The organism is Wolbachia endosymbiont (group A) of Urophora cardui, from assembly GCF_964028435.1.
In the GTDB taxonomy this organism is placed as follows: Bacteria; Pseudomonadota; Alphaproteobacteria; order Rickettsiales; family Anaplasmataceae; genus Wolbachia.
The window spans coordinates 1,688,954-1,710,528 of record NZ_OZ034774.1 but is presented as its reverse complement, the minus strand read 5'-3'; the positions used below and the strand labels follow the sequence as shown (position 1 = coordinate 1,710,528).

At 34.2% G+C, this 21,575-nt stretch carries 23 protein-coding genes; 13 read left to right on the top strand and 10 right to left on the bottom strand.

All coding sequences use genetic code 11. The annotated features are described in order from the left end of the window. Positions 1 to 115 precede the first annotated feature (115 nt). On the top strand, positions 116 to 1,153 hold the full coding sequence (purM, locus tag ABWU38_RS08305) for a phosphoribosylformylglycinamidine cyclo-ligase (RefSeq protein WP_353272266.1): 1,038 nt from the start codon (positions 116 to 118) through the stop codon (positions 1,151 to 1,153). Here purM and purC read toward each other — a convergent pair. Next, entirely contained in the window at positions 1,150 to 1,872 is a 723-nt protein-coding gene (purC, locus tag ABWU38_RS08300; protein WP_253307224.1) for a phosphoribosylaminoimidazolesuccinocarboxamide synthase, read from the bottom strand. The two genes, purM and purC, sit on opposite strands and share 4 nt — an antisense overlap. Before the next feature lie 74 nt (positions 1,873 to 1,946). Between purC and trmD the strand changes: the two genes are divergently transcribed. The 11 genes from trmD (at position 1,947) to ABWU38_RS08245 (ending at position 10,226) form a co-directional block, all read left to right on the top strand. Next, positions 1,947 to 2,657: a tRNA (guanosine(37)-N1)-methyltransferase TrmD gene (gene trmD / locus ABWU38_RS08295; protein ID WP_264328690.1), complete on the top strand. Its 711-nt coding sequence runs from the start codon at positions 1,947 to 1,949 to the stop codon at positions 2,655 to 2,657. Then, a complete protein-coding gene (gene rplS, locus ABWU38_RS08290; protein WP_253307222.1) occupies positions 2,641 to 3,018 on the top strand; it encodes a 50S ribosomal protein L19 in 378 nt (125 codons plus the stop codon). Before trmD ends, rplS begins: the two co-directional genes overlap by 17 nt. A 249-nt stretch (positions 3,019 to 3,267) precedes the next feature. Further along, positions 3,268 to 4,518 carry a PstA family ABC transporter permease gene (locus tag ABWU38_RS08285; RefSeq protein ID WP_253307221.1) on the top strand — a complete coding sequence of 417 codons (1,251 nt, stop codon included), beginning with the start codon at positions 3,268 to 3,270 and terminating at the stop codon, positions 4,516 to 4,518. 6 nt (positions 4,519 to 4,524) lie between these two features. Next, positions 4,525 to 5,322 (top strand): phosphoribosylformylglycinamidine synthase subunit PurQ, encoded by a 798-nt coding sequence (locus ABWU38_RS08280; RefSeq protein WP_264687850.1) that lies wholly within the window; start codon positions 4,525 to 4,527, stop codon positions 5,320 to 5,322. A 703-nt stretch (positions 5,323 to 6,025) separates the two neighbouring features. After that, positions 6,026 to 6,202, top strand: coding sequence for a hypothetical protein (locus ABWU38_RS08275; protein WP_264687851.1), 177 nt, complete (start codon positions 6,026 to 6,028; stop codon positions 6,200 to 6,202). After that, entirely contained in the window at positions 6,196 to 6,513 is a 318-nt protein-coding gene (locus ABWU38_RS08270) for a recombinase family protein (RefSeq protein WP_264687852.1), read from the top strand. Before ABWU38_RS08275 ends, ABWU38_RS08270 begins: the two co-directional genes overlap by 7 nt. Positions 6,514 to 6,840: 327 nt before the next feature. After that, positions 6,841 to 7,368 carry a recombinase family protein gene (locus tag ABWU38_RS08265; RefSeq protein WP_353272810.1) on the top strand — a complete coding sequence of 176 codons (528 nt, stop codon included), beginning with the start codon at positions 6,841 to 6,843 and terminating at the stop codon, positions 7,366 to 7,368. A gap of 89 nt (positions 7,369 to 7,457) precedes the next feature. Further along, positions 7,458 to 7,745: a zinc ribbon domain-containing protein gene (locus tag ABWU38_RS08260; protein ID WP_253307215.1), complete on the top strand. Its 288-nt coding sequence runs from the start codon at positions 7,458 to 7,460 to the stop codon at positions 7,743 to 7,745. Beyond that, on the top strand, positions 7,738 to 8,154 hold the full coding sequence (locus tag ABWU38_RS08255; protein WP_253307214.1) for a hypothetical protein: 417 nt from the start codon (positions 7,738 to 7,740) through the stop codon (positions 8,152 to 8,154). The genes ABWU38_RS08260 and ABWU38_RS08255 overlap by 8 nt, the downstream gene beginning before the upstream one ends. Positions 8,155 to 8,402: 248 nt before the next feature. Beyond that, positions 8,403 to 9,002, top strand: a complete 600-nt coding sequence (recR, locus tag ABWU38_RS08250) for a recombination mediator RecR (protein ID WP_253310001.1) — start codon at positions 8,403 to 8,405, stop codon at positions 9,000 to 9,002. A gap of 3 nt (positions 9,003 to 9,005) precedes the next feature. Further along, positions 9,006 to 10,226 carry a P-loop NTPase fold protein gene (locus ABWU38_RS08245; protein WP_253307213.1) on the top strand — a complete coding sequence of 407 codons (1,221 nt, stop codon included), beginning with the start codon at positions 9,006 to 9,008 and terminating at the stop codon, positions 10,224 to 10,226. A gap of 45 nt (positions 10,227 to 10,271) precedes the next feature. Here the strand turns inward: ABWU38_RS08245 and ABWU38_RS08240 are convergent, their stop codons facing one another. Beyond that, the gene (locus ABWU38_RS08240; RefSeq protein ID WP_253307212.1) at positions 10,272 to 10,988 is read right to left on the bottom strand and encodes a hypothetical protein; all 717 of its coding nucleotides are present in this window, start codon (positions 10,986 to 10,988) and stop codon (positions 10,272 to 10,274) included. 79 nt (positions 10,989 to 11,067) lie between these two features. Next, positions 11,068 to 12,378 (bottom strand): pyruvate dehydrogenase complex dihydrolipoamide acetyltransferase, encoded by a 1,311-nt coding sequence (locus tag ABWU38_RS08235; protein ID WP_353272842.1) that lies wholly within the window; start codon positions 12,376 to 12,378, stop codon positions 11,068 to 11,070. A gap of 70 nt (positions 12,379 to 12,448) precedes the next feature. Here ABWU38_RS08235 and ABWU38_RS08230 point away from each other — a divergent pair, with 70 nt between their 5' ends. Then, a complete protein-coding gene (locus ABWU38_RS08230; protein ID WP_264687854.1) occupies positions 12,449 to 12,940 on the top strand; it encodes an SH3 domain-containing protein in 492 nt (163 codons plus the stop codon). On the opposite strand, the gene ABWU38_RS08225 is transcribed toward ABWU38_RS08230, so the two are convergent. The 7 genes from ABWU38_RS08225 to ABWU38_RS08195 form a co-directional block, all read right to left on the bottom strand. Further along, positions 12,937 to 13,149 carry a hypothetical protein gene (locus tag ABWU38_RS08225; protein ID WP_253307210.1) on the bottom strand — a complete coding sequence of 71 codons (213 nt, stop codon included), beginning with the start codon at positions 13,147 to 13,149 and terminating at the stop codon, positions 12,937 to 12,939. The genes ABWU38_RS08230 and ABWU38_RS08225 overlap by 4 nt on opposite strands. A gap of 126 nt (positions 13,150 to 13,275) precedes the next feature. Next, positions 13,276 to 13,440, bottom strand: a complete 165-nt coding sequence (locus tag ABWU38_RS08220) for a hypothetical protein (protein WP_265016560.1) — start codon at positions 13,438 to 13,440, stop codon at positions 13,276 to 13,278. A gap of 111 nt (positions 13,441 to 13,551) precedes the next feature. Further along, positions 13,552 to 16,434 carry a hypothetical protein gene (locus ABWU38_RS08215; RefSeq protein WP_353272809.1) on the bottom strand — a complete coding sequence of 961 codons (2,883 nt, stop codon included), beginning with the start codon at positions 16,432 to 16,434 and terminating at the stop codon, positions 13,552 to 13,554. Beyond that, positions 16,415 to 18,769, bottom strand: coding sequence for a type VI secretion protein (locus ABWU38_RS08210; protein WP_353272808.1), 2,355 nt, complete (start codon positions 18,767 to 18,769; stop codon positions 16,415 to 16,417). The genes ABWU38_RS08215 and ABWU38_RS08210 overlap by 20 nt, the downstream gene beginning before the upstream one ends. Before the next feature lie 44 nt (positions 18,770 to 18,813). Further along, positions 18,814 to 19,185, bottom strand: coding sequence for a hypothetical protein (locus ABWU38_RS08205; RefSeq protein ID WP_187297371.1), 372 nt, complete (start codon positions 19,183 to 19,185; stop codon positions 18,814 to 18,816). Positions 19,186 to 19,286: 101 nt separating this feature from the next. Then, a complete protein-coding gene (locus ABWU38_RS08200; protein ID WP_253307205.1) occupies positions 19,287 to 20,468 on the bottom strand; it encodes a hypothetical protein in 1,182 nt (393 codons plus the stop codon). Positions 20,469 to 20,575: 107 nt separating this feature from the next. Next, positions 20,576 to 21,571, bottom strand: a complete 996-nt coding sequence (locus tag ABWU38_RS08195; protein ID WP_253307206.1) for an NAD(P)H-dependent flavin oxidoreductase — start codon at positions 21,569 to 21,571, stop codon at positions 20,576 to 20,578. Positions 21,572 to 21,575: the final 4 nt, after the last annotated feature.

Sequence of the window (21,575 nt, the reverse complement as noted above, 5' to 3'; positions counted from 1 at the left end):
TTAAGTTACCCTATATTGGTAAACATATAATAGTCAATTAAGAGAAAGTTTCGTTGCACTTTTTATATCAAGGCATTAATATAGTATTAACAATTTTAAAATTTATAGAAGGATTATGAATACTTATATCAGATCAGGAATAGATCTTGAACTATATAATAAGTTAATAAAAGAAGTCAAGCCTATTGCTCAAGAAACTACTAGAGAAGAAGTAATCAGCGAAATAGGTTCATTTTCTGCGTTGTTTGATTTTGCTGCACTAAGTAAGAAATATGACCATCCAGTACTTGTTTCCTCAACTGATGGAGTAGGTACGAAACTATTGATAGCTCAAGAAGTGAATAGGCATGATACTATAGGTATAGATTTAGTTGCAATGTGTGTAAATGACTTACTTGCACAAGGAGCAACGCCTTTATTTTTCCTTGATTACTTTGCAACAGGTGTTTTGAGCAAGGACGTTTTATTATCTGTGGTCCAAGGCATTGCAAAGGGGTGCAAGCAAGCTAAAATAGCATTGGTTGGTGGGGAAACTGCAGAAATGCCTGGAATGTATGATAATAATCACTATGACCTTGCAGGGTTTGTGGTTGGTGTAGTTGATCGAAAGCAAATTCTTCCAAACTGTAGCATGATGAAAGTAGGTGATTATATAGTTGGCTTAGAGTCAGGTGGAATTCACTCAAATGGGTTTTCTTTGGTGCGCCATATTTTCAAAGGCTTAGGTATAAATTATAACGACTCATCTCCATGGAATAATCAGCTTTGGAAAGAAGTGTTGCTCGAACCAACAAAAATATATGTTGATTCTTTGTTGCCTATTATGCCAAAGGTAAAAGGCATTGCACATATAACAGGTGGTGGCTTGATAGATAATATTCCGCGGATTCTTCCAAAAAACTTATTTGCAAACATAGACATTAATTCCTGGAAATGGCCAGATATATTTTTATGGCTAACAAAGGAGGGTAAAATAGAGAAGAAAGAAATGCTAAAAACATTTAATTGTGGTATTGGCATGGTATTGATCGTAAGTCCTGAGAATATGCAAAACGTGAAAAATCATTTCCAAAAACGTGGAGAAAAAATTGAAATTATTGGAAAACTTGATGAGGCATGTAACCCTCCACTTGATAGAGTAGTATTTAGTTAGTCTAACTTTACTGACAGTCTTTTTGCAACTTCTAGGTACGCTTCCTTTAAATCTCCTAAATTCAAACGAAAGACGTCTTTATCTAGCTTTTTATAAGTATTTTTATCCCATAACCTGCAGTTATCAGGGCTGATTTCATCGGCTAAAATGATTTTAGTACTGTCATTTATTAATCTGCCAAATTCTAACTTGAGATCAACTAAATATATACTTGCATTTGAAAATAGGTGGACTAAGATTTCGTTGATTTTTAAAGTTGTAGTTTTAACTTCATCCATTTCTTTGCTAGATAGCCAATCAAAATACAGTATGTGATTTTCATTCACCATTGGGTCGGCTAGGTCATCATTTTTGTAAAAAAACTCGATTATAGGAGATGTAAGTGCCTCACCTTCTTTGATATTAAAACGTTTGCAAAAGCTGCCAGCTGCAACATTTCTAACTACCACCTCAAGAGGTATTATCTTGAGCTTTTTGACTAGCTGTTCTCTTTCGTTTAGAGTTTTTATAAAGTGCGTGCTAGTTCCTGCTTCTTCAAGCTTTTCCATGATAAAAGCACTAACATGATTATTAATTATTCCTTTGCCCTCAATAATTTCATATTTTTTCTTATTGAATGCTGTAACATCATCTTTAAAGTGCTGTATAACAGTTGATGAGTCTTCAGTTTCAATAATGGCTTTCGCTTTACCTTCGTATATTGTTTTATTCAGTGACATGCTTAATTTAACTATATATTATATCAATTTACTGTTCTTAGAGTATAGCTCCAAATAACTTAAAATAAACCTTAATGGCATTCAATGTTACAATATTAACCATATTTCCAGAAATGTTCCCCGGGTTTTTGAACTATTCTCTTGCCGGAAAAGCGTTAGAAAAAAAAATATGGAACCTTGAAGTAATAAATATTCGTTCTTTTGCGAAAGATAAACATTCAACTGTGGATGATGTTCCATATGGAGGTGGAGCAGGAATGGTTATGCGTTCTGATGTAGTTGGTGATGCAGTAGATAGTATGCTCTCTGTTCATAAAAACACTAAGTTTATTTACATGACTCCATCTGGAACTAAGTTTAATCAGAATATTGCCAGAGAATTATTAGAGTTTCCTCATATAACAATATTGTGTGGTCGATTTGAAGGTATTGACCAAAGGATAATTGATGCGTATACTCCTTATGAATTAAGTATCGGAGATTATATACTTTCAGGAGGTGAGCCAGCTGCGATGGTGGTTCTCGATGCATGCATTAGACTTCTTCCAGGTGTAGTAAATAATTCCGATAGTATTATTGAAGAAAGTTTTAGTTATGATGGTGGTATGCTTGAATATCCTCAATATACTAGACCTGAGCAGTGGAAGGGATATAAAGTACCTGAGGTTTTGTTATCTGGCAATCACAAAAAAATAAGTGATTGGAGGCAGAAGCAGTCTCATGTTATAACAAAAAAGCGTAGGCCTGAATTATTGAATGGAGAGATAAATGACAAATTTACTTAAAAAATTTAACGAACAGCAAATGCAAGTGTTAGCTAAAGAAATACCAGAATTTCGTCCTGGTGATGATTTAAAGGTCACTTTTAAAGTAGTTGACGGTGCAAGTGAACGTATACAGATATTTGGAGGTGTATGTATATCAAAAAGGAACCGCGGGTTGCATTCTTCTTTTGCAGTCAGAAAAGTGAGCCATGGAGAAAGTATAGTGTCTCAATTTTTTGTTTATTCTCCTGCACTGGTTTCAGTGCAAGTGACAAGAAAAGGAAAGGTTCGTAGAGCAAAACTGTATTATCTATGCAAACTATTTGGAAAAGCTGCAAGGATCAAAGAGCGTACTACTTATGTTAAAAAGAAATCTAAGTAGATACAATAGGGAGTGATGTCAATTGTGTCATCCCAGCACTTCCCCAGTGTCATCCAAGTAGCTGATACTGGGATCTACCTTATTCTATATCATGGATGTTATTTTTAGCATGGAGTCTGTTACCAATTGCCTGATTTGTAAATATTTTTATAACTGGATTCCAGTGTCAAGCACTGGAATGACATCAACGTTTATTAAACTGGACGTTTGTACAGCTGTGGGCTTGACGATAGGATCCAGGGAAAATAAATGAGTATAAAGAAAAAATTCCTTAAATTACTTCAGTCAAGGCGTGTACATGCTCGTATAAAAAGGAAAAATAAAAAGAACAGAGCGTTACGCTTTTGCTCTTTCACGGCACTAGTTATCTCACTTGGCTGTCCTGTGTGTATATTGTTGAGTATATTAGTTAACTCTTACAGTGCCTTAACAGTAACGAAAATTTTATTGCCAATTGAAATAAGTGCTGATCTTACTTTAACAAATAATCCTAGTGATTTGCGGTATAAGTCCATTGGCTTACTCAACGATTCTTTACGTAAGGTGTTTAAAGGAACTGATTTTAAAGACAGTGACGAAATTTTAAGTCGTAATTCTTACAAAGAACTAGAGAAATTTTTTCGTAAGAAAGTAAAAGATAGTGGTGAATATGAGATCTGGTTTACCGCGTCAAGTATAATTAATTCAATAAATAAAGATAAACATTTGAATGATCGTTATGCTAAATTACTTGATTGGCTAAAAGAAAAGAGGAGAGTGAAAAAATTTTTTAATAAGTCTTTATTCCTTAAATCTGACTCTCGTGAACCTGAGAATGCAGGGATTTTAGGGGCATTTATCGGTTCATTAATGACAATTATAGTGTGCCTAGCATTAGCATTACCAATAGGAATTATGTCGGGCATCTGTCTTTACGAATTTATGCCTAAAAATAGGCTAATGACTAATATTGTAGAAATTAGCATGAATAATCTTGCTGCAGTGCCTTCAATAATATTTGGTGTAGTGGGCTTAACTCTCTATCTTGGCATATTTGGGCTACCGCGCTCTTCACCACTTGTTGGTGGAATGACTCTTTCATTTATGATGTTACCTAATATTATAATTGCAACAAAAAATGCCTTTGCGAATGTTCCTATTACGATAAAAGATGCAGCGTTTGCGCTCGGTGCGCCTCACATCAAGGTGATATTAGATCACTCTTTACCGATTGCGTTACCAAGAATAATACATGGTACTGTGCTTGCAATTGCAAGGATTTTAGGTGAATCTTCCCCTTTACTTATGATAGGTATGGTGGCATTTATTGCTGATACACCTACGTCCTTTTTCGATCCGGCGACTGTTCTGCCTGTGCAAATATACATATGGTCAAGTAGTCCTGAAATTGCATTTATTGAACTTGCTGCTATTGCAATTATAGCTTTATTATTGGTGTTATTTGCGTTAAATTTAGTAGCAAATTTTGTAAAAAAGAAATTCGAATTTTTTAATTTTTAGCAATTCATGAAAATCACAGTCCTATCTGGTTATGGCTTAAATTGCGAAAAAGAAACCGCATTTGCATTTATGGAATGCAGCAGAAAACTTGGTATTAGTAATATTGAAGTAAAAATCGTTCACATTAATGATATCATAGATAATCCAAGTGAACTGAAATTAAGCAATATACTTGCAATTCCAGGAGGTTTTTCCTATGGTGATAACACTGGTGCTGGTAATGCGTTTGCTTTACGTATTAAAAACAACTTGTTGGATGAGTTTCAAGAGTTTTTATCTCAGGACAAGCTGATTATAGGAATATGTAATGGTTGTCAGATATTAGTAAAATTAATTCCAGAGTTCTCTAGTCTAGCTTTAATCCATAATGATATAGGCAATTATCAATGCCGTTGGATTAGAGTGGGAGTTAATCCGCAGAGTAATTCTGTTTGGCTACGGGGCCTGAGTGAACTATATCTCCCTATTGCTCATGGGGAAGGCAAATTTTTTATGGATCAAGATATTTTGAACCAATTGATTGAGAGCAATTCCACCGCATTACGTTACATTGATGAAAATGGCAACTATGCTAACCTACAATTTCCTTACAATCCGAACGGATCTACATACGACCTAGCAGCTTTATCAGATAAAAGTGGAAGAGTGCTAGCTTTAATGCCCCATCCAGAGAGGGGAATATTTTTTACTCAGCAAGATAATTGGCCTCTTGAAAAAGAAAAGAGCAAGCGTTTAGGTATTGCTGTGCCAAAATATGGTGATGGAATGCTTATATTTGAAAATGCACTAAAGTATTTTTGTTAAAATTTATTGGTAGGGGTTTATGGTCGAAATTATCCCCTGATATTGCAAAAAATTACTTTACAAGTTTCGCCAGTCCCCTTATTATGATAATAAGGGTATTTATGACTCAAAACTTGTTTTTGACCTGCAGGCTCAATGACAAAATTCAGTAAAAAACTCAGGGTATTTATTGGCGGATTACATAAAATTATAGCGGCTGCATGTCTTTTTTATTTTTTCTACATTCAGCCAAATCGCGCTTATTTTAAGCGTTAGCACATTATTACAGCGCCACTTACAGTAATATAGAGTCAAAACTCGCACCACGGGAGTTCTTTGCCTTTTTTTATTTGGTAAATTTCTTAATGTTTGTAGCTAAAGCAACTTAAGAGACCGAAAATGGTGTCATTCCAGCGCTTGACGCTGGAATCTAGTCTTTATTATGCAGCCACTTATTTAAAGTTAAGTTTTCTGGATCCAAGTAGTCAGGGCACTGGGATGACACCTTGACGATTTGAAGAATCGTCATCCCGCTACTTGTTAGCGGCTAAGAGATACCGCGGCGGTATGACGTAGGGACTCCGCCAACAATATTGGAAGAAATCTGAAACTTGAGAAAACTATTTCCCGAAAGCTTCTACAAAAAGAACAGAGAGTTGAATTTATTTATAGAGCTAGTGATCAAATAACCATATGTCTCGATGAATAATAAATGGGAGAGCTAATGGGCAACAAGAAATTAATAGTTTGTATTCGTTGTAGTTATGAAGTGAATAGATTAGCAGAGTTGTATCTATTAGATGCATATGAAAAATTAGTGTTAAGTAAACCAATAAAAGTGAGCAAAAAGGAAGAAAACTCTGAATGTAAGAAAGTAGATTTGAGGAGGGTTAAATGGTAACAGTTAGATTATATGCAAGAGTTTCTTCAGGGAGACAAGCACAAGAAGGTACAATAGCAAGTCAAATTGCTGCTATAGAGAATCAAATTAGTATGGACGGACATAAATTATTAAATGAATATAAATTTATTGATAATGGTTCTAATATAATCCGTCCTGGTTTAGAAAAATTACGTGATAAAATAGCAGAAGGTAGCATTGATAAGGTTTATATTCATTCTCCTGATCGTTTATCTCGCAAGTATGCATATCAGATGGTATTACTTGAAGAGTTCAAGAAACTAGGAGTAGAAGTCATTTTTTTTAATTAGCGATAATCCAGAATGGCTTTGTTGCATCGCTACTTATGAAAGGCTAACTATAGCTAGGATTATAAGCAACCTATTGAAAATCTTGTTTTTTTGCAATCAATCTGATCAAATTTAAGAATAGTAATTTATTATTTATATTAATAAACTTAATTCTATTGAAAATAGCTAAAGCATTGAAATTCTTGAATTTTAGCCGGATTAGTGAGTGGTAGTGAAATTTCTTTTACTCAAATTTAGGTATTCACTGACCGTTCTTGTTATAAATACCAGAATAATAAGCTACTGATATTCTCCATCTTTTTTATCTTTAATCCATCATAGCTAGCGATGCAACAAAGCCATCCAGAATCTCAATTACTATTACAAATGCAAGGTATGATAGCAGAATATGAACGTGCAAAAATCATGGAAGGAAGCTGCCGAGGAAAGATTTATGCAGCCAATAAGGATTATATAAGTGTAATGAGAGCTGCTCCTTATGGCTATCATTATATAAATAAAAATACAGAGACAGGACAAGCCTTATTTGAAATTTATGAAGAAGAAGCTGAAGTTGTGCGTAAAGTATTTTTTTGGGTAGGAAGAGAAAGAGCGAGTATAGGAGAAGTATGTCGTGGGCTAAGTGCTATGTCCGTTATGACGCGAACAGGAAAAGAATATTGGGATAGGGCTGTAGTTTTGAGTATGTTAAAAAACTCTGCTTATAGAGGACAAGCAGCTTTTGGTAAAACAAGGTTAGGCGTAAAATTAAAACATATAAGACCAAAAAAAACTCCTGCGAGCAACCAAAAGATAATTATTCTACTTATCCTGTTCCAAAAGAGGATTGGATTTATATTAAAGTACCTAGTATAGTAAACGAAGATTTATTTGATATAGTTCAAGAACAATTAGCAGAGAATAGAAAAATAGCAAGAACAAGACAAAGAGGAGCAAGATATTTATTGCAAGGTTTAGTAGTATGTAAGCTTTGTAATTATGCATATTATGGTACTAGCACTGCAAGGAATAAGGAGGGAAAAAAACTAATAATCAGGTGTATTATCGTTGTATTGGCACGCCGTTTTGGTGGTAATAAAATGTGTAACAACAAATTAATTCGTACAGATACATTAGACATAGCTGTGTGGGAAGAAGTAAAGCATCTATTAAAAAATCCGAATAGAATATTAGAGGAGTATAAACGAAGACTTTCAGAACTTACCACTAGATCAAAAAAGCGCTTTGCTTGAAGCACAAGAAGATAAATTAAAACGTGGTATTGCAAGGTTAATTGATAGTGATGCTCAAGAATATATTGATCAAGAAGAATTTGAGCCAAGAATTAAAGCAATGAAACAAAACTTAAAAATGGTTGAAGAACAAAAGAAAAAAACATTTGATCAGAAAAAACTCACACAAGAGTTCACTCTAGTAGTAACAAATTTAGAGGGATTTTCCTCTAGTATTAACTCAAGTCTTGATAATGCAGACTGGCTAACTAAACGTGATATTATTAGAACGTTAGTTAAGCGAATTGAGATTAATTTTGAGGATGTGAACATCGTGTTTAGAGTGAAAGAGCTTCCAGACTCTTCTCATGGGGAGAAAAATCAATACTTGCAATGTTGTTGTAGGGGTAGTCATCCCGCTACTTGTTAGCGGGATCTAGAGATACTGCGGCGGTATGACGTCTCGCTTGGGTCAGCTATACCTTTTTTCTACTTAGTTTGGGTTATGCAAGAAGTCTATTATAATCAGGCTTTAAGTGTGCGGAAGTAATTTTTTGCATTAGAGTAAAAAATTTTTTCTATAGCTAATCAAAGTGGGATCAAGAGAAACTTACCACTTTCTTTACAAAGGGTTTGATGTTACCATTTGATGAACTATTCTGAATTTATTGAATGAACATTAACATAAAGAATCTAGTTCATGCTTTTTCTAAATTGCCAAGTTTAGGACCATCATCATCACGCAGGTTGGTTATACATTTACTCCAAAACAAAGAGAAAGTTATGCTACCACTTGTATCTTTGATTAAAGAGCTAGCAGATCTTATAGTAGAATGTGAGATTTGCGGAAATCTAGATACTAAATCACCTTGTTCTATTTGTACTAACCCAAAACGTGACACTAAGTTACTGTGTGTAGTAGAAGAATTGGGTGATCTATGGGCGTTTGAAAAAGGAAATATATATTCAGGTTTATACCATGTTTTGGGGGGCAGATTGTCTGCAATAAACGGCATAGGTCCAAAAGAACTTAACCTTGATACTATTCTGGAAAGAGTGACAAAATCTAAAGTTGAAGAGATAATTATTGCAATTAATCCGACATTAGAGGGTCAAGTTACTGCACAATATATAATTGAATTGCTAAAAAATTTGGATGTGAAAATATCACGTCTTGCTTGCGGCATACCAATGGGCGGAGAAATTGACTATCTAGATGAAGGAACGTTAAAAGCAGCCCTCACTTCAAGACAAGAATATGAGTTAAATATAAAATAAGGTATGTGCTTAAAAAAACTTGCATCGTTAATAACGTTCAAGAAGAAAGAAACAGCGCCACCACTTCAAGTGGCGGCTTGGGAAAATGACCGTCTAAACTATAAGCAATTTTCAGGCAAATTCAACACTATAATTAAAACGATTGATCAGTTTTTTACAATAATATCTTTAGAAGGATATGACGGATGGGGTAAGACGTTTTTTCTGAAAGAGTGGGTAAAAGAGTTAAAACAGCAAAATGAAATTGCAGCTTACTATAACGCATGGGATATCAATGCACTGGATCAACCACTTCCTTCTTTTTTAAATTTTCTATTTGAAGATTTATTTGCATCGTATGAAGTAAAAAGAAGCGTTATACAACAGTTCAAGAACATAAACCAAGAACTATTTTCTCTAAACACACTAGGAAAGCTGATCAGTAAATCTCCACTTGCTATGCTTTCCGTATTGCTTGACGCTACAAAAGAGGCTGATAGGAAAGATATTGGTTCTGTACTGAGAGAGTTGAATACTCTTCAAAGAAGAGAAGAAAACATTAAGGATTTTAAAACACAATTGGCAAAAGTAGTTAATAGAATTAGAAAAGACAAAAACATTTATATAATGGTGGATAATCTTGATGTGTGCCGCCCTAAATTCGTTGTCGATTTTTTGGAATCTATAAAGTATATGCTTGATGTGGAGGGGCTGGTTTTCATTATTTCTGTAAGTAAAGATAAGAGCAATGTGCATAAAGCCATTAGCACGATACTTGGACCAAATTTTGACCTAAAATCTTTTACTGATCTCTCTTTACATTTACCGAAGCAACCGATAGAAAAATTTACAAAAGAACTATTTGAAAATATTAAATTACCGAAAAAGTCAAAAAATTTGATTGTAGATAGTTTTATATTTTATGCAGAAAGCCTTTTACTATCGTTAAAAACAATAGAATACTGCGTAAAAAAAATAAAGCTGTGTCTTCTGAATTACACAAGAGAAGAATTACCTGCTCCAAATTTGTTTTCGTTTTTGGTAATACTGCAATCAGTAAATACTGATTTGTATGAGGAGTTAGATTCCTCATGTCAAAGAGCATTGGAAAAAATTGAAAATGAATATAAATCTTTAATTCTAAATGGTCAAGAGGAATGGGAAAAACTTAAAACCTCTCTAGAAGCTGCTTTTGCAGAGAAGGAATCAAAAATTAACAAAGCTATAAAGGATATAATATTTTGAAAAGATACCCTACCTTTGCATATACAAAGATAGGGTAATATTTGATTAACGCCCCTTTACTATGTTATTACCTTGTTCAAACTTTCTGATTAATTCGCTTACGTTGACATTAGATAATTTTTTACCTGCAGATTTGTCATTATGTGAAGCATCAGGTTTACGAAGGTCTTCCTTACTGTTACTCCTAGTAATATTACATCTGACAATGTTTGAATTATTAGACTTATCGCTTATATCTGAAATATTGCTTTTTTCACTACATGAAGACGAATTACTCGACATATTGTCTAAGCTAAAGCGCTTTTTACCTTGATAGATTGGATTCCAATCAAGTGGATTGTAAGCTTTAGCTTTTTTATCAAGAGTACTGCTACTAACATCACTGATACCACTATCCCCTGAATCACGGCGTTGTTTGTTAGAAGTGCTATGAATATTGTCTTTCATGAGTTTTTGCATTGTTGGGCCAAATGTTCTTCCAAGATTGCTACTTACTGTTTTATTACTATCATTTGCTTGGGAATGAGATGCATTTCGCTCAAAAATCGCTTTTATTCCAGCAAATTTAGCTTGGGAAGATTTCGGAGGAACAGGTGGAGCAACTTTCTTAAGCTTTACTATTTTTTCTAACTCATTCTGCGACGATAACTTGGTCTCTGGTGCTCTTGGTGGTACCGGTGGGGCAACCATGCCTTTTGAGTTAATCTTTCCTTCATTTTTAGGAAAAATTTTTGGATTATTTTTTTCTACTGTAGTATTCATTTTTTTACCTCTAAGCCTATTAACTAGTAGAATTATAAACTTAGAGGTATTAATTTTGTAATAACGATGCTAATAGGTTTCAAATAAGCATCGCCAGAGGACTCTCTATATAATGCTTAAAGGCATTTAAAAATTTTGCTCCTAATGCTCCATCAACTGCTCTATGGTCAACAGAAAGTGTTACTGTCATTATTTCTGCTATCTCTATTTTCTCATTCATAACAATTGGTTGTTTTTTGGATGCACCAACTGCCATAATGCAAGATTGCGGCGGATTGATTATAGCACTGAAGGCTTTTATACCAAACATTCCTAAATTGGAAATAGTAAACCCACCTCCTTGAAATTCTTCTGGCCTTAATTTTCCAGATCTTGCTCTGCTTACTAAATCTTTCACTTCTTTTGATATAGATAAAATACCCTTTTTATCAGCATTTTTTACTATAGGAGTAATTAGCCCATCTTCAAGTGCCACAGCGATTGAAATGTCTACATTCGAGTATTTAAGTATTTTATTATCTATCCACGAAGAATTTATATCAGGAAATTTTTTCATGCTGAAAGCTGCAGCTTTTATGATTAGGTCATTAATTGTTACTTTGTTATTTTCATCTGCTGAGCTAATCTCGTTTTTTAACGATATTAACTTATCAACCTGGCAGTCTACAGTTAAATAAAAATGTGGAACATTCTGTTTGGATTCAGTTAAGCGCTGTGCTATCACTTGGCGCATATTGCTTACTTCAACCATGGTATCTTCCTCGGGCCTTTCACGACTTTCAATGCGTGTACCACTACCTAAAGACTCCAACACATCAGCCTTAATTATGCGACCATATGGTCCTGTACCTTTTAATTGCTGCACATTAACCCCTTCATTTTGAGCTATTTTCTTAGCTAATGGGCTTATTTTTATTCTACCTTCTACATAACCCTCTGTCATCTGAGTAGCTGACACTGGTTCTTTTCTTCTGGATTCCAGCGTCACGCGCTGGAATGACACCGAAGAATGACTTGTTGGCTTTCCGTTTAAATCTTGGTGTTCTGATTTTTGATTATCAACAGCACTTTTTGTCACTTCCTTTTTAACTGCACTATTGATGGAAGTTGAAGTATAGTTGTTAAGTGCACTTTCATCTTCTCCTTCTTCCAGCATTAAAGCTATTGGTTGATTTACAGGCACGCCACTTGTTCCTTCTGTTACTAAAATTTTTGCTAAAACTCCTTCATCTATAGATTCAAACTCCATTATGGCTTTATCAGTCTCTATCTCAGCAATTACGCCGCCTACTTCAACTTTGTCTTGTTCTTTTTTATGCCACTTGACAATTTTTCCTCCAGTTTTGCTCATTGTCGGTGAAAGAGCAGGCATTAATATTTCTATAGGCATTGATTTTGCATTTAAAGATCTATTCAATTTTTAATTTACTCTTTATCTTATGTCAATCTAATCGTGAATTATGATGAATAAGTCTGTTACACTATCCCTCACGTCATCCCAGTGCGTGACACTGGGATCTTGGTTCAGTACTATTATCCTATTGTTTTTATTATTTAGTCATAGCTTGTTTGCTAATAACTTTGTTTCAACAAAGTCAAACAAAATCAACATGAGAACAGGGCCAGGGTTTCACTATCCTGTAAAATGGATATACACTTGCAAAAATCTGCCCCTGAAAGTGATAGAAGAGTTTGAGAGTTGGAAAAAGGTCTGCGATATAGATGAAGACTGCGGATGGATAAAAGGCAATCTGCTTAGTGATAAGCACCACGCAATGATAAAAGAAGATACTTATGGATATCAAAAACAGAGTGTAGACAGCAAGATTACTATGAAAATAGACAAGTTCGTTGTAATGAAAATAGAAAAATGCAACGAAGAATGGTGCTTTCTTTCCACCCCAAAACGTAAAGCATGGGTACAAAAAAAACATATATATGGGGTTGATTAGGTTGATAAAGGATCTGGATTAACACTAGTTTCCGGACCTTCTGTAGCAGACTCTTCAGATGAAGCAGGAGTTGCACTAACTTCTTGAGGTTCTGGAGAATTATTTTGCCATATAGTGCTGTCACAAAAACTCTGTAACATCTCCTCAGCAGATGAGTTTAAAATTTGTACAATAGACTTTTCACTTTGTTCTCTTAGCGATTGATCCATTCTAGAAATCAACTTAAGAAACTCACTACCTGATTTTTCAGCTTCACTTTTTATTTTGCTTTCTATGCTTGCAATATTACCTTGATCAATTTCTTCTTTTGTTATGTTGAATGAATTTGCAACATCTTAATATCCAATCTTGCAATTTCCACAACCAATTATGCAAAAAGCAATAGAATTAGATATTTCATTTGCAGCCCACTTATGTATAGTGGTAGCCAAATAATTGTCATGGTATTTAATGCTAAATTGTTGTTCTATTAGCTCAGAAATTTTATTCTTTAGAGACATAAAGCACCCTCCTACATTCGTTATACCTTTTTGTTAAGATACACCATTTACTACATGCTTTACTTTAATTAATTATTAAAACGAGAGCATAATTTTCAGAGTTATATCTTTTTACCTTAACAATTCTTTTTTGATTTCCTCTTCAACTTTCTCTCTTATATTCACATTAAGGTCCTTCGTCGAAAAATCATTCATAGCTTCAAGATCATATAGATCTCTTGTCACTTTTTCAATAGCATCTTTTATTTCTTCTTTGTCAAATTCCTTTATAATAGGTCTAATCTTCACATACCCTGGAGAGCCTTTACCATAAATTTCTTTGCTTTTATAAATGCAACCACCTGCACCAGGTTTACTGCTTCTCAAACCACTTCCACACTCTATTATTTCATACTTGACTTGACCATCTTCTATATATGTTATTTTATTATCTTCAGTAGACTTCAATGCACTTGCTGGTATGACTGTTTTTTCTAACTCTAAACTCGGTTCATGAATTATTGTGTCCCGATAACTTGTACGTTCAGGACCATATGTTCTATACATACCTCCACCTGCAACAGTGATTAATGGCTTGCAATCTTGTTTGTCTGAACGACACATTTTTATAAAAATAGGTCCTCCGTCCTTATCTGAGGAGTTATTTTCCTGGTTACCCCCTCCCTCTGTAACTTTCACCTTAATTACAGGATAATTAGGGTCAATTTTCAGTTTAGCTTTAATATAATCGCCTGGCATTCCTGCTCTACTTTCAGTGGAACATACAGAAGATTCGCAGTTAATAGGTGTATCTTTTATATGACCTGCTTCACCACTTCCCCACGCTTCTATTTCAACACGATCAAATTTTATTGATAAGTCATCTGTATAAACATCTTTATTTTCATGATCATAGGATTTTTCATTATTTTTTTCAAGATCTGGTTTCTTATTTTTCAGCTGTTCCTTGATTATCTCTTTTAATTTTTCTTTTAATTTCTTTTTGAGACCTTCTAAATCGAACCTACACAATTTATCAGCGTAAAAGACCTCTGTTCTATCTGCTTTAATCAGTTGATCTTTTAATTGTGTACACTTTTGTACTTCATTTTTTTCATCTCTTAATACTTTACCATCCTTATCTTTACAATCCACTTCCTCATACCTTAAGTAGAATGGCTTATCATTTTCATTTTTATTCAAATATTGTTTTGAACGGCTGCATTTTCCATCAGAGCAGATGCAACCATCATCACCTTGATTACATTTTTCTCTATGCTCTACATCCGTCAATTTGTATACTACTTTCAGTCCTTTACCAGATTTAAATGCCTTGTCTATCTCATCATTTCTTTTTACACAGTAACTGCATTTCCCCTTTTCCTGTTTATTGTCGTCAGGGAAGAAAACATACCCTTGCTTATTAAATATTATTTTATCCAACTGATCTTGAAGTCTTTTTATTTTTAAGAGGTCGACTGTTTCCCTTTCCTTGCTTGGAAGATAATAGAACCGATTTGATTCCTTTGAATAAACAGCATTGTATTTAATATATTTTGTTCCCATTAATTTTAGTGGTATTATTTTATTTTCTCTTTCAAGAACAAACTCTTCTGGTTCTGGCTGCCATCCAGAAAGACAAAGCATTCTACTGTTAGAATTTTCTTTATATTTTATTTCTACTTCTGGTTGTCCTAAGCTGTTCAATTTGCATTTATTTCCTTGAAACTCTTTACATTCTGTTTCAATATCAGGAACATAGTCATATTCTTTCAGAACTTTAAATTGTTGCGGATTACTTTCTAATATACCTTCTATAATATTATCAATATAACTTTTTTCGTTATTACTATCAGTTGTTTTTTTAACTATTCTCGGTTTTACTACCTTTAAAGATAGAGGGCCAATGTTTGTAGAAGAACCAGCATTAACATTAAAAGTACATAAACCATTGCTGTAGGTTCCACGTGCTTCATAAGTACAAGTGTTCTCACTCATCTTCATTCTTATCTTTAACGTGTTACTCTGTTTTCCAGGCGTGTTACTTTTTACTATCTCTACTACTTCAGGCTCTGGAGTAGGTGGTACCGGGAAACAGCGGACGAACTGTGGATTTTTTTCATCTATACTTTGAGTTCCAAGGTATTCAGCGCAGAGCTTATCTTTTTCTCTATAAGTTTTGAAGTAGTACGTGATGCCATCTTTGTCTAAAATAGAGCGCCACTCAGCTTTATCTTCTCCATACCCTTTAGGGAAATCTAATTTTTCTCCAATCTCTCCGTCTCCTCCTTTCAGATCACCAATGATTACCTTAACTTTAGGGTTAAAGTAATCATTGTCTTCATCTGTTATAGGAACAATTCTAACTTGTGGAGGTGACATCGCAAGTTGCTCACAGAACGGAGGGGGGCCAGGTGCAAGTGGCACAGGGGCACATTTTACTTTTTCCTGATAGCAAGTATCACAAACATTTTCCATTTCTCCAGGGCGAAAGATATTTTCCCCTAAAAAAACTCTAGAAACCCATGCAGAAATACCTGATATACAAGCACCCTTTTGACTGCAAGCGCATATTTTAGGAGAGTTAGCGAATCTTCTTTTTTCCTCATCAGTAACACCATCTGCCCATTCCCACTCAAGACCCCGTGTCACCTGTCCATGAATTTTTCCACCATTCAGCATTTTATCCCCTTCCCAGTCAATAAAAGCTGCAGCAGAAACACCCCCACCTGTACTTTGTGTTCCATATATTTGGTGGCAGGATTCCCCGCTTTGTAAGTCATAACAATAACTTTTTCCATCATAAGCACATACTCTAATTTTAGGATTAAAATAGCCATCAACTCCTTGATCTTTTATTGCTTGTACTTTAATTTCTTTTACCCAATCTCCGCTAACTATTGCTTCGAACCAAGTATTACTCGTTACAAAATTCGGACAATCAGCATATCCTTGATACGAAAGACCAAGTATCAAAAAGAACATCAATAAGAAATTAAGCTTTACACTTCTCATAAAACACCGGTAACCACTCATTAACTTCTTCTCCTTTTTCCTTTATTGCCTCGTACATATACTTTATCGTCTCTTTGTTAGCTGAAAGTACATGTATTTCTTGCATATTCTTTAAATCTAAATTTAAAGTTACTAACCCTTTATACTGCTTTATCAAAAATAAACCTTCCTGTGTTGGCGTCTGCAGAATTATATTCAGCTCCTCTTTCGATAAAGAAAATGCTTTCATGTATAACCTATTTGCATTGACGTTTGGCATCAAGATCCTTGTATCAACATGTTTATCTAAATATTGAGTAAATTTGCTAGCAAATGCGAGGTTTAAGTTTTCAGTACTTAGGATTACTACAACATTTAGTTCCGTCATTCTTTGCATCCAGTTATCAAACTCTTTCTCTGTAGGAAAGATATTACTTATCTCCCATGCTTCATCCAAAACAAGTATTGCAGGCGAGCCATCACATTTTGCCTCAAAAGAATATAAAAAATAGTAAAGTATCACGGACATACATTCTTTTCGTTTTGTGAGGTTTGCGGTGTTGAGAGATATAATTTTTGTTTCCCAGTCAATATCTGATTCATTACCATCTTGAAATAAGTAAGCAAACTCACCACCGTCACACCATCTACTTATTTTACCCCCGAGGAGCAAAAGCACCTCAGAAATTTGCGCAATAGAACGTGACTCCTTGGGTATAGCAAATATAGAATCCACAATTTTTCTTATCTTTTCTTCTACGTCCACCAAGCTCGTATCGGCTACCATTCTTTTGATCAGTTCAACCAACATATTGCGATTGGAAGCACTATCTTCAATGTTTAGTGGATTAAATTTTAGGCTTTTGTCCTTATACTTCGGATCGATTATATAATATTTACCACTCACTGCTTTAGTAAAAATTATCGACTTTCCAGTGTTATCCAATATGACAATTCTTGGGTTAAACTTTCTTGATTCTGATAATAGGAAATTAATGAGTGAAGTTCTGCCTGAATTTGGAGCTCCAAGTATCGTAGTATGGCCATTATTTCTTTTTCCATAGAAATTAAAGAAGTAAGGATTTCCTTCTTTTGAGAAAAAAACTGTTACCGCTTCTTTCCACCTTCCTCCTTTTAATGTACCTGACGTAAAATCATGCAGCATAGCAAAACTGCAAGCATATTTTGCTAATATATTTTTCGGTTGTGTAATAAAGGTAAAATTGCCCGGAAGTTGTGCCCAAAAATGACTTTCCATATGTAGATCAGTTCTAAATATCATGAAGCCAATTAATGACATTATAGAAGATAAATCACTAATATTTTCGGCTAACTTATTCCTATCGTCTGCAAATATTGTAAAAATAATTTTCTGTTGGCAGAAGTCTAGACTAGAGGTCTTTTCAAGCTCTATTATTTCTTCAATTCCTGAGCTTTTAAGTAAGGTATTATCCTCACTAATTTGCAGCATGTTAATTTGTTTATTAAATTCTTTTATTGCCTTACTATTACTAGTAAATATCATTATTTCTGTAATGATAAATTCAGATTCAAGCTGCAAGCACCTATCTATATTGCCTAAGGAGATTTCTCGGTATTCCTTTATGCTGAAAACAGAGCCAAATTTCTGTTGATTTTCAAAGATTGTCTGAAACGTATTGAAACCAAAAGCTATTTTAAAATTTCTAATATATTGCGACAGGTCCCTTTCATGTATTGGATAATCTTTGTGCGTTAATGTAACAATATAGTGGAGAAATTCTATCATTTCAGAATATATTTTACCTTCACTAAATCTTAGACCCAGTTTTTTAGCTCCAAAAGGTCCTAAATCATCGTGAATTAAGTCAGTTATCTTTTGCAACTCCTGGTGGCTTTCTTGTAAAGACAGCTTATGCTTATTCTTTATTCTATTAAAAAAAAATGAATTATTAGTATGCTTACCAAAATCGCTAAACAATATTACAATATATAATTCATTTATATACTGTAATTTACTATCAGTGAGTTTATCAAACCACGCTGAATGTAGCTTATCAGAGAAGTCTTCAGTTTTATTCCATTTTAAGCTCAATTTATTGCGCTTTCGGACAGTATGAATCCAAACGGTAAAATATAGGCTATTAATATTTTTTGATATGCTTTTTCTAATTTCAGTTCTAAGGTCGCTGTAATTATCAACAGAAGAATAATCTTCTAACTTGATTATTTTTAACAACTCTCCCTGTTTTGTTAGTATAGTTTCTTCATTGTAATGACAAGCATAAGGAATGAAATCTAAATCAATGCTCTCTAGTAATGCTAAGTTGTTCTTTTTTTCAAACTTAGAGTTAATTGCTTGTACTTTTAGCTGCATATGCGTATTCAATAAAGATAATTAAAAAAGATAAAAATACTATCTTAATTTTTATCTTTTTTTTCGCTATCGGATTGTAATTTTATATCTTTTGCAAAATTAAATTTTTCTTTTAAGTAGTCTGTTGCCTTTTCTGTACTACCAAACATCATGATCAGTACACCAAACATTATCATAAAAAAGATTAGACCTCTGAACACTACTGCAAGTATCACCGCAGCTATACACAACCCTATGATTGTTGAAGGACTCATATTTTCTACAGTATCTTTAATTGAAAATGAAGAAATAAAATCTTTTACTGTTTCTTGTACATCCTTTAATTCATCACTCACCGAAGCTTCGCTAGAATATGATGCAAAAATGAAACTTAATAAGGCTATAAAAACCAAAACTTTATTCAATTGAATGCGCATCAACTAAATACCCTTTAAATATTCCTCAAATATAACAACTTTTATATCAATAGGCAAGAACTGAATTCACTTATCCACTATAAGTAACACATATTTAATTTTTACAGATGTGAACATGCTGTAAGCTTTTTATCATCAACAAGAGGTTCCACATTAATGGATGTTAATTTACTTGATAGGAAGTTTGAATGCAATTCAGCTACTGCTGCTATAGCAAACACTGCAGCCATAGCAAGTAGTCCTGCTCCTACCAGTCCTGATGTCATTGCTCCTGCAACAATGCACCCTATTGTAGAGAGAGCACAACCTGCTACAAGTGCAACGTGAAGATTTCTGTTATTGGGTTGTTTAAGTGGAGTATCTTCACCCTTTTTCTCATTCACAGGAGGTTTCTGCATGGTTGTAATGGTATTTTTTTTGTCCTTTTGTTCTTCAGATTTCACTGGCTGACTACCTGTCCTCTGAGTAGCCTGACCACTTGGGTCCATATTTTCTTTTTTTTTGGATCCCAGTGTCACGCACTGGTATGACACCTGAGCTGGCTTTTTTTCTGTGGTCTGTTCTAGCAGCACTTTATTTTCAGTTTCTGCTTTTTGTGGATTACTATCTTCTTCAGTAGAGCTTATACTGCTCCTTACTGGTAATTCCAAACTTTCTTCACTCTTTCTAGGTGAATCTATTCTACTATCTGAATCATTATCATTACTGAGTTCAGAAGTCTGCTTATGCTCCTTTATTTCTTCCACAACCTTGCTATCTTTTTCAAGTATTTCTTCTGTAATACCTAAATTACTAAGTATTTTATTATCACCACTTTTTTTCTCAGCTATATTCAAGGGTGTTTCTTGTGTGTTGTTTTGCTCTTCAATATGTCCTAGCTGCATTTGATCTTCAATATTTTCTTTAACAGCACTTGGTATTGAGCTTACACTGCTGCTCTTGCTAACAACATCTAAAGTTATTAGTTCCATAATTATTTTTTCTATTTCCGTTCTTTTTGCTGTAGTTAGTTTTTTTGAGTTTGTTATTTCTACTTCCAATGCTGGAAGAAATTTCTCGGTGTAATAATTATAGTATTTTTGATATTTTTCTTGCTCTCTCAGTGATTTTTCTAATTGAATTAATACGTTAGGGTCAGCTCCTTTGTTGAACAACTCTATGCATTTTGCGATAGTTCCATCTCCATTTTTTTTTGGACTTTGATTACTATGTGTTTTTTTTGTTACCTTTTTGTATATAGTGTCGCGCAATTGTTGGTTAATATCTTTTTTAGAACTTGGCATAGACTTCTCCATACATAATAAAATGTATAGATACCTTTTTAGCGTTAATTTTACATTAAAACTGGGCAATTATGCCGTATTATGGATAATTATTTGCTCTTCTACTTCTACATTTCAATATAATTGTTTGCCTGTTGAATTAATATGTCTATCACTTCTTTTACAGGCTTTTCCCTATCAACCATGCCAACACTTTGACCGGCCATTAAAGATCCCGTTTCAACATCTCCATCAATTACTGCTCTTCTTAAAGCTCCAGCCCAGAACTTTTCTATTTCAAGCTGCCCATCTTCTTTTGAGATCTGTCCCTTTTGGTATTCATCAATAACTTTTTTTTGATGCTTCATAAAATCATCACTTGCTTTGTTGGCTATAGCTCTTACTGGAATTACAGGAAAATCAGCACTTATCTGTACAGAAGGTATTGCATTACGTGCGGCTGATTTAATAAACACTTTCTTAAAATTTTTGTGGGCAATTGACTCATTAGTGCAGACAAATAATGTACCTATTTGACAGCCACTTGCCCCCATTTCTAAGTAATTAACTATCATTTCACCTCTTCCTATTCCACCTGCAACAAACACTGGTATTTGTTCATTTTTAAAATGAGGCAATATCTCTTGTGCGAGAACAGAAGTGCTAACTGGCCCTATGTGCCCGCCTGCTTCCATTCCCTCTATTATTAACGCATCTACTCCCATTTTTACTAACCTTTTCGCAAGGCTTAATGCTGGTGCAAAGCACATAACTTTAATGCCTGCACTCTTGATTTTTTCTATATTAGGCTTCGTTGGTAATCCGCCAGCAAGCACTATATGGCTCACTTTCGTTTCAATGCACACATCTATCAACTCACTCAACTTTGGGTGCATAGTAATTAGGTTTACACCAAATGATTTGTTAGTTAATTTCTGTGTCTCTATGATTTCTTTTTTCAATAGGTCTGGAAACATTGCACCACATGCAATTACACCAAAACCACCAGCGTTTGAGATTGCCGAAACCAAGTTTCTCTCTGAAACCCAGCTCATAGCACCACCCATTATCGCAAACTCACTACCAAGAAAATCTGTTCCTTTTTTCCAGAGGCTACTTAACATATAA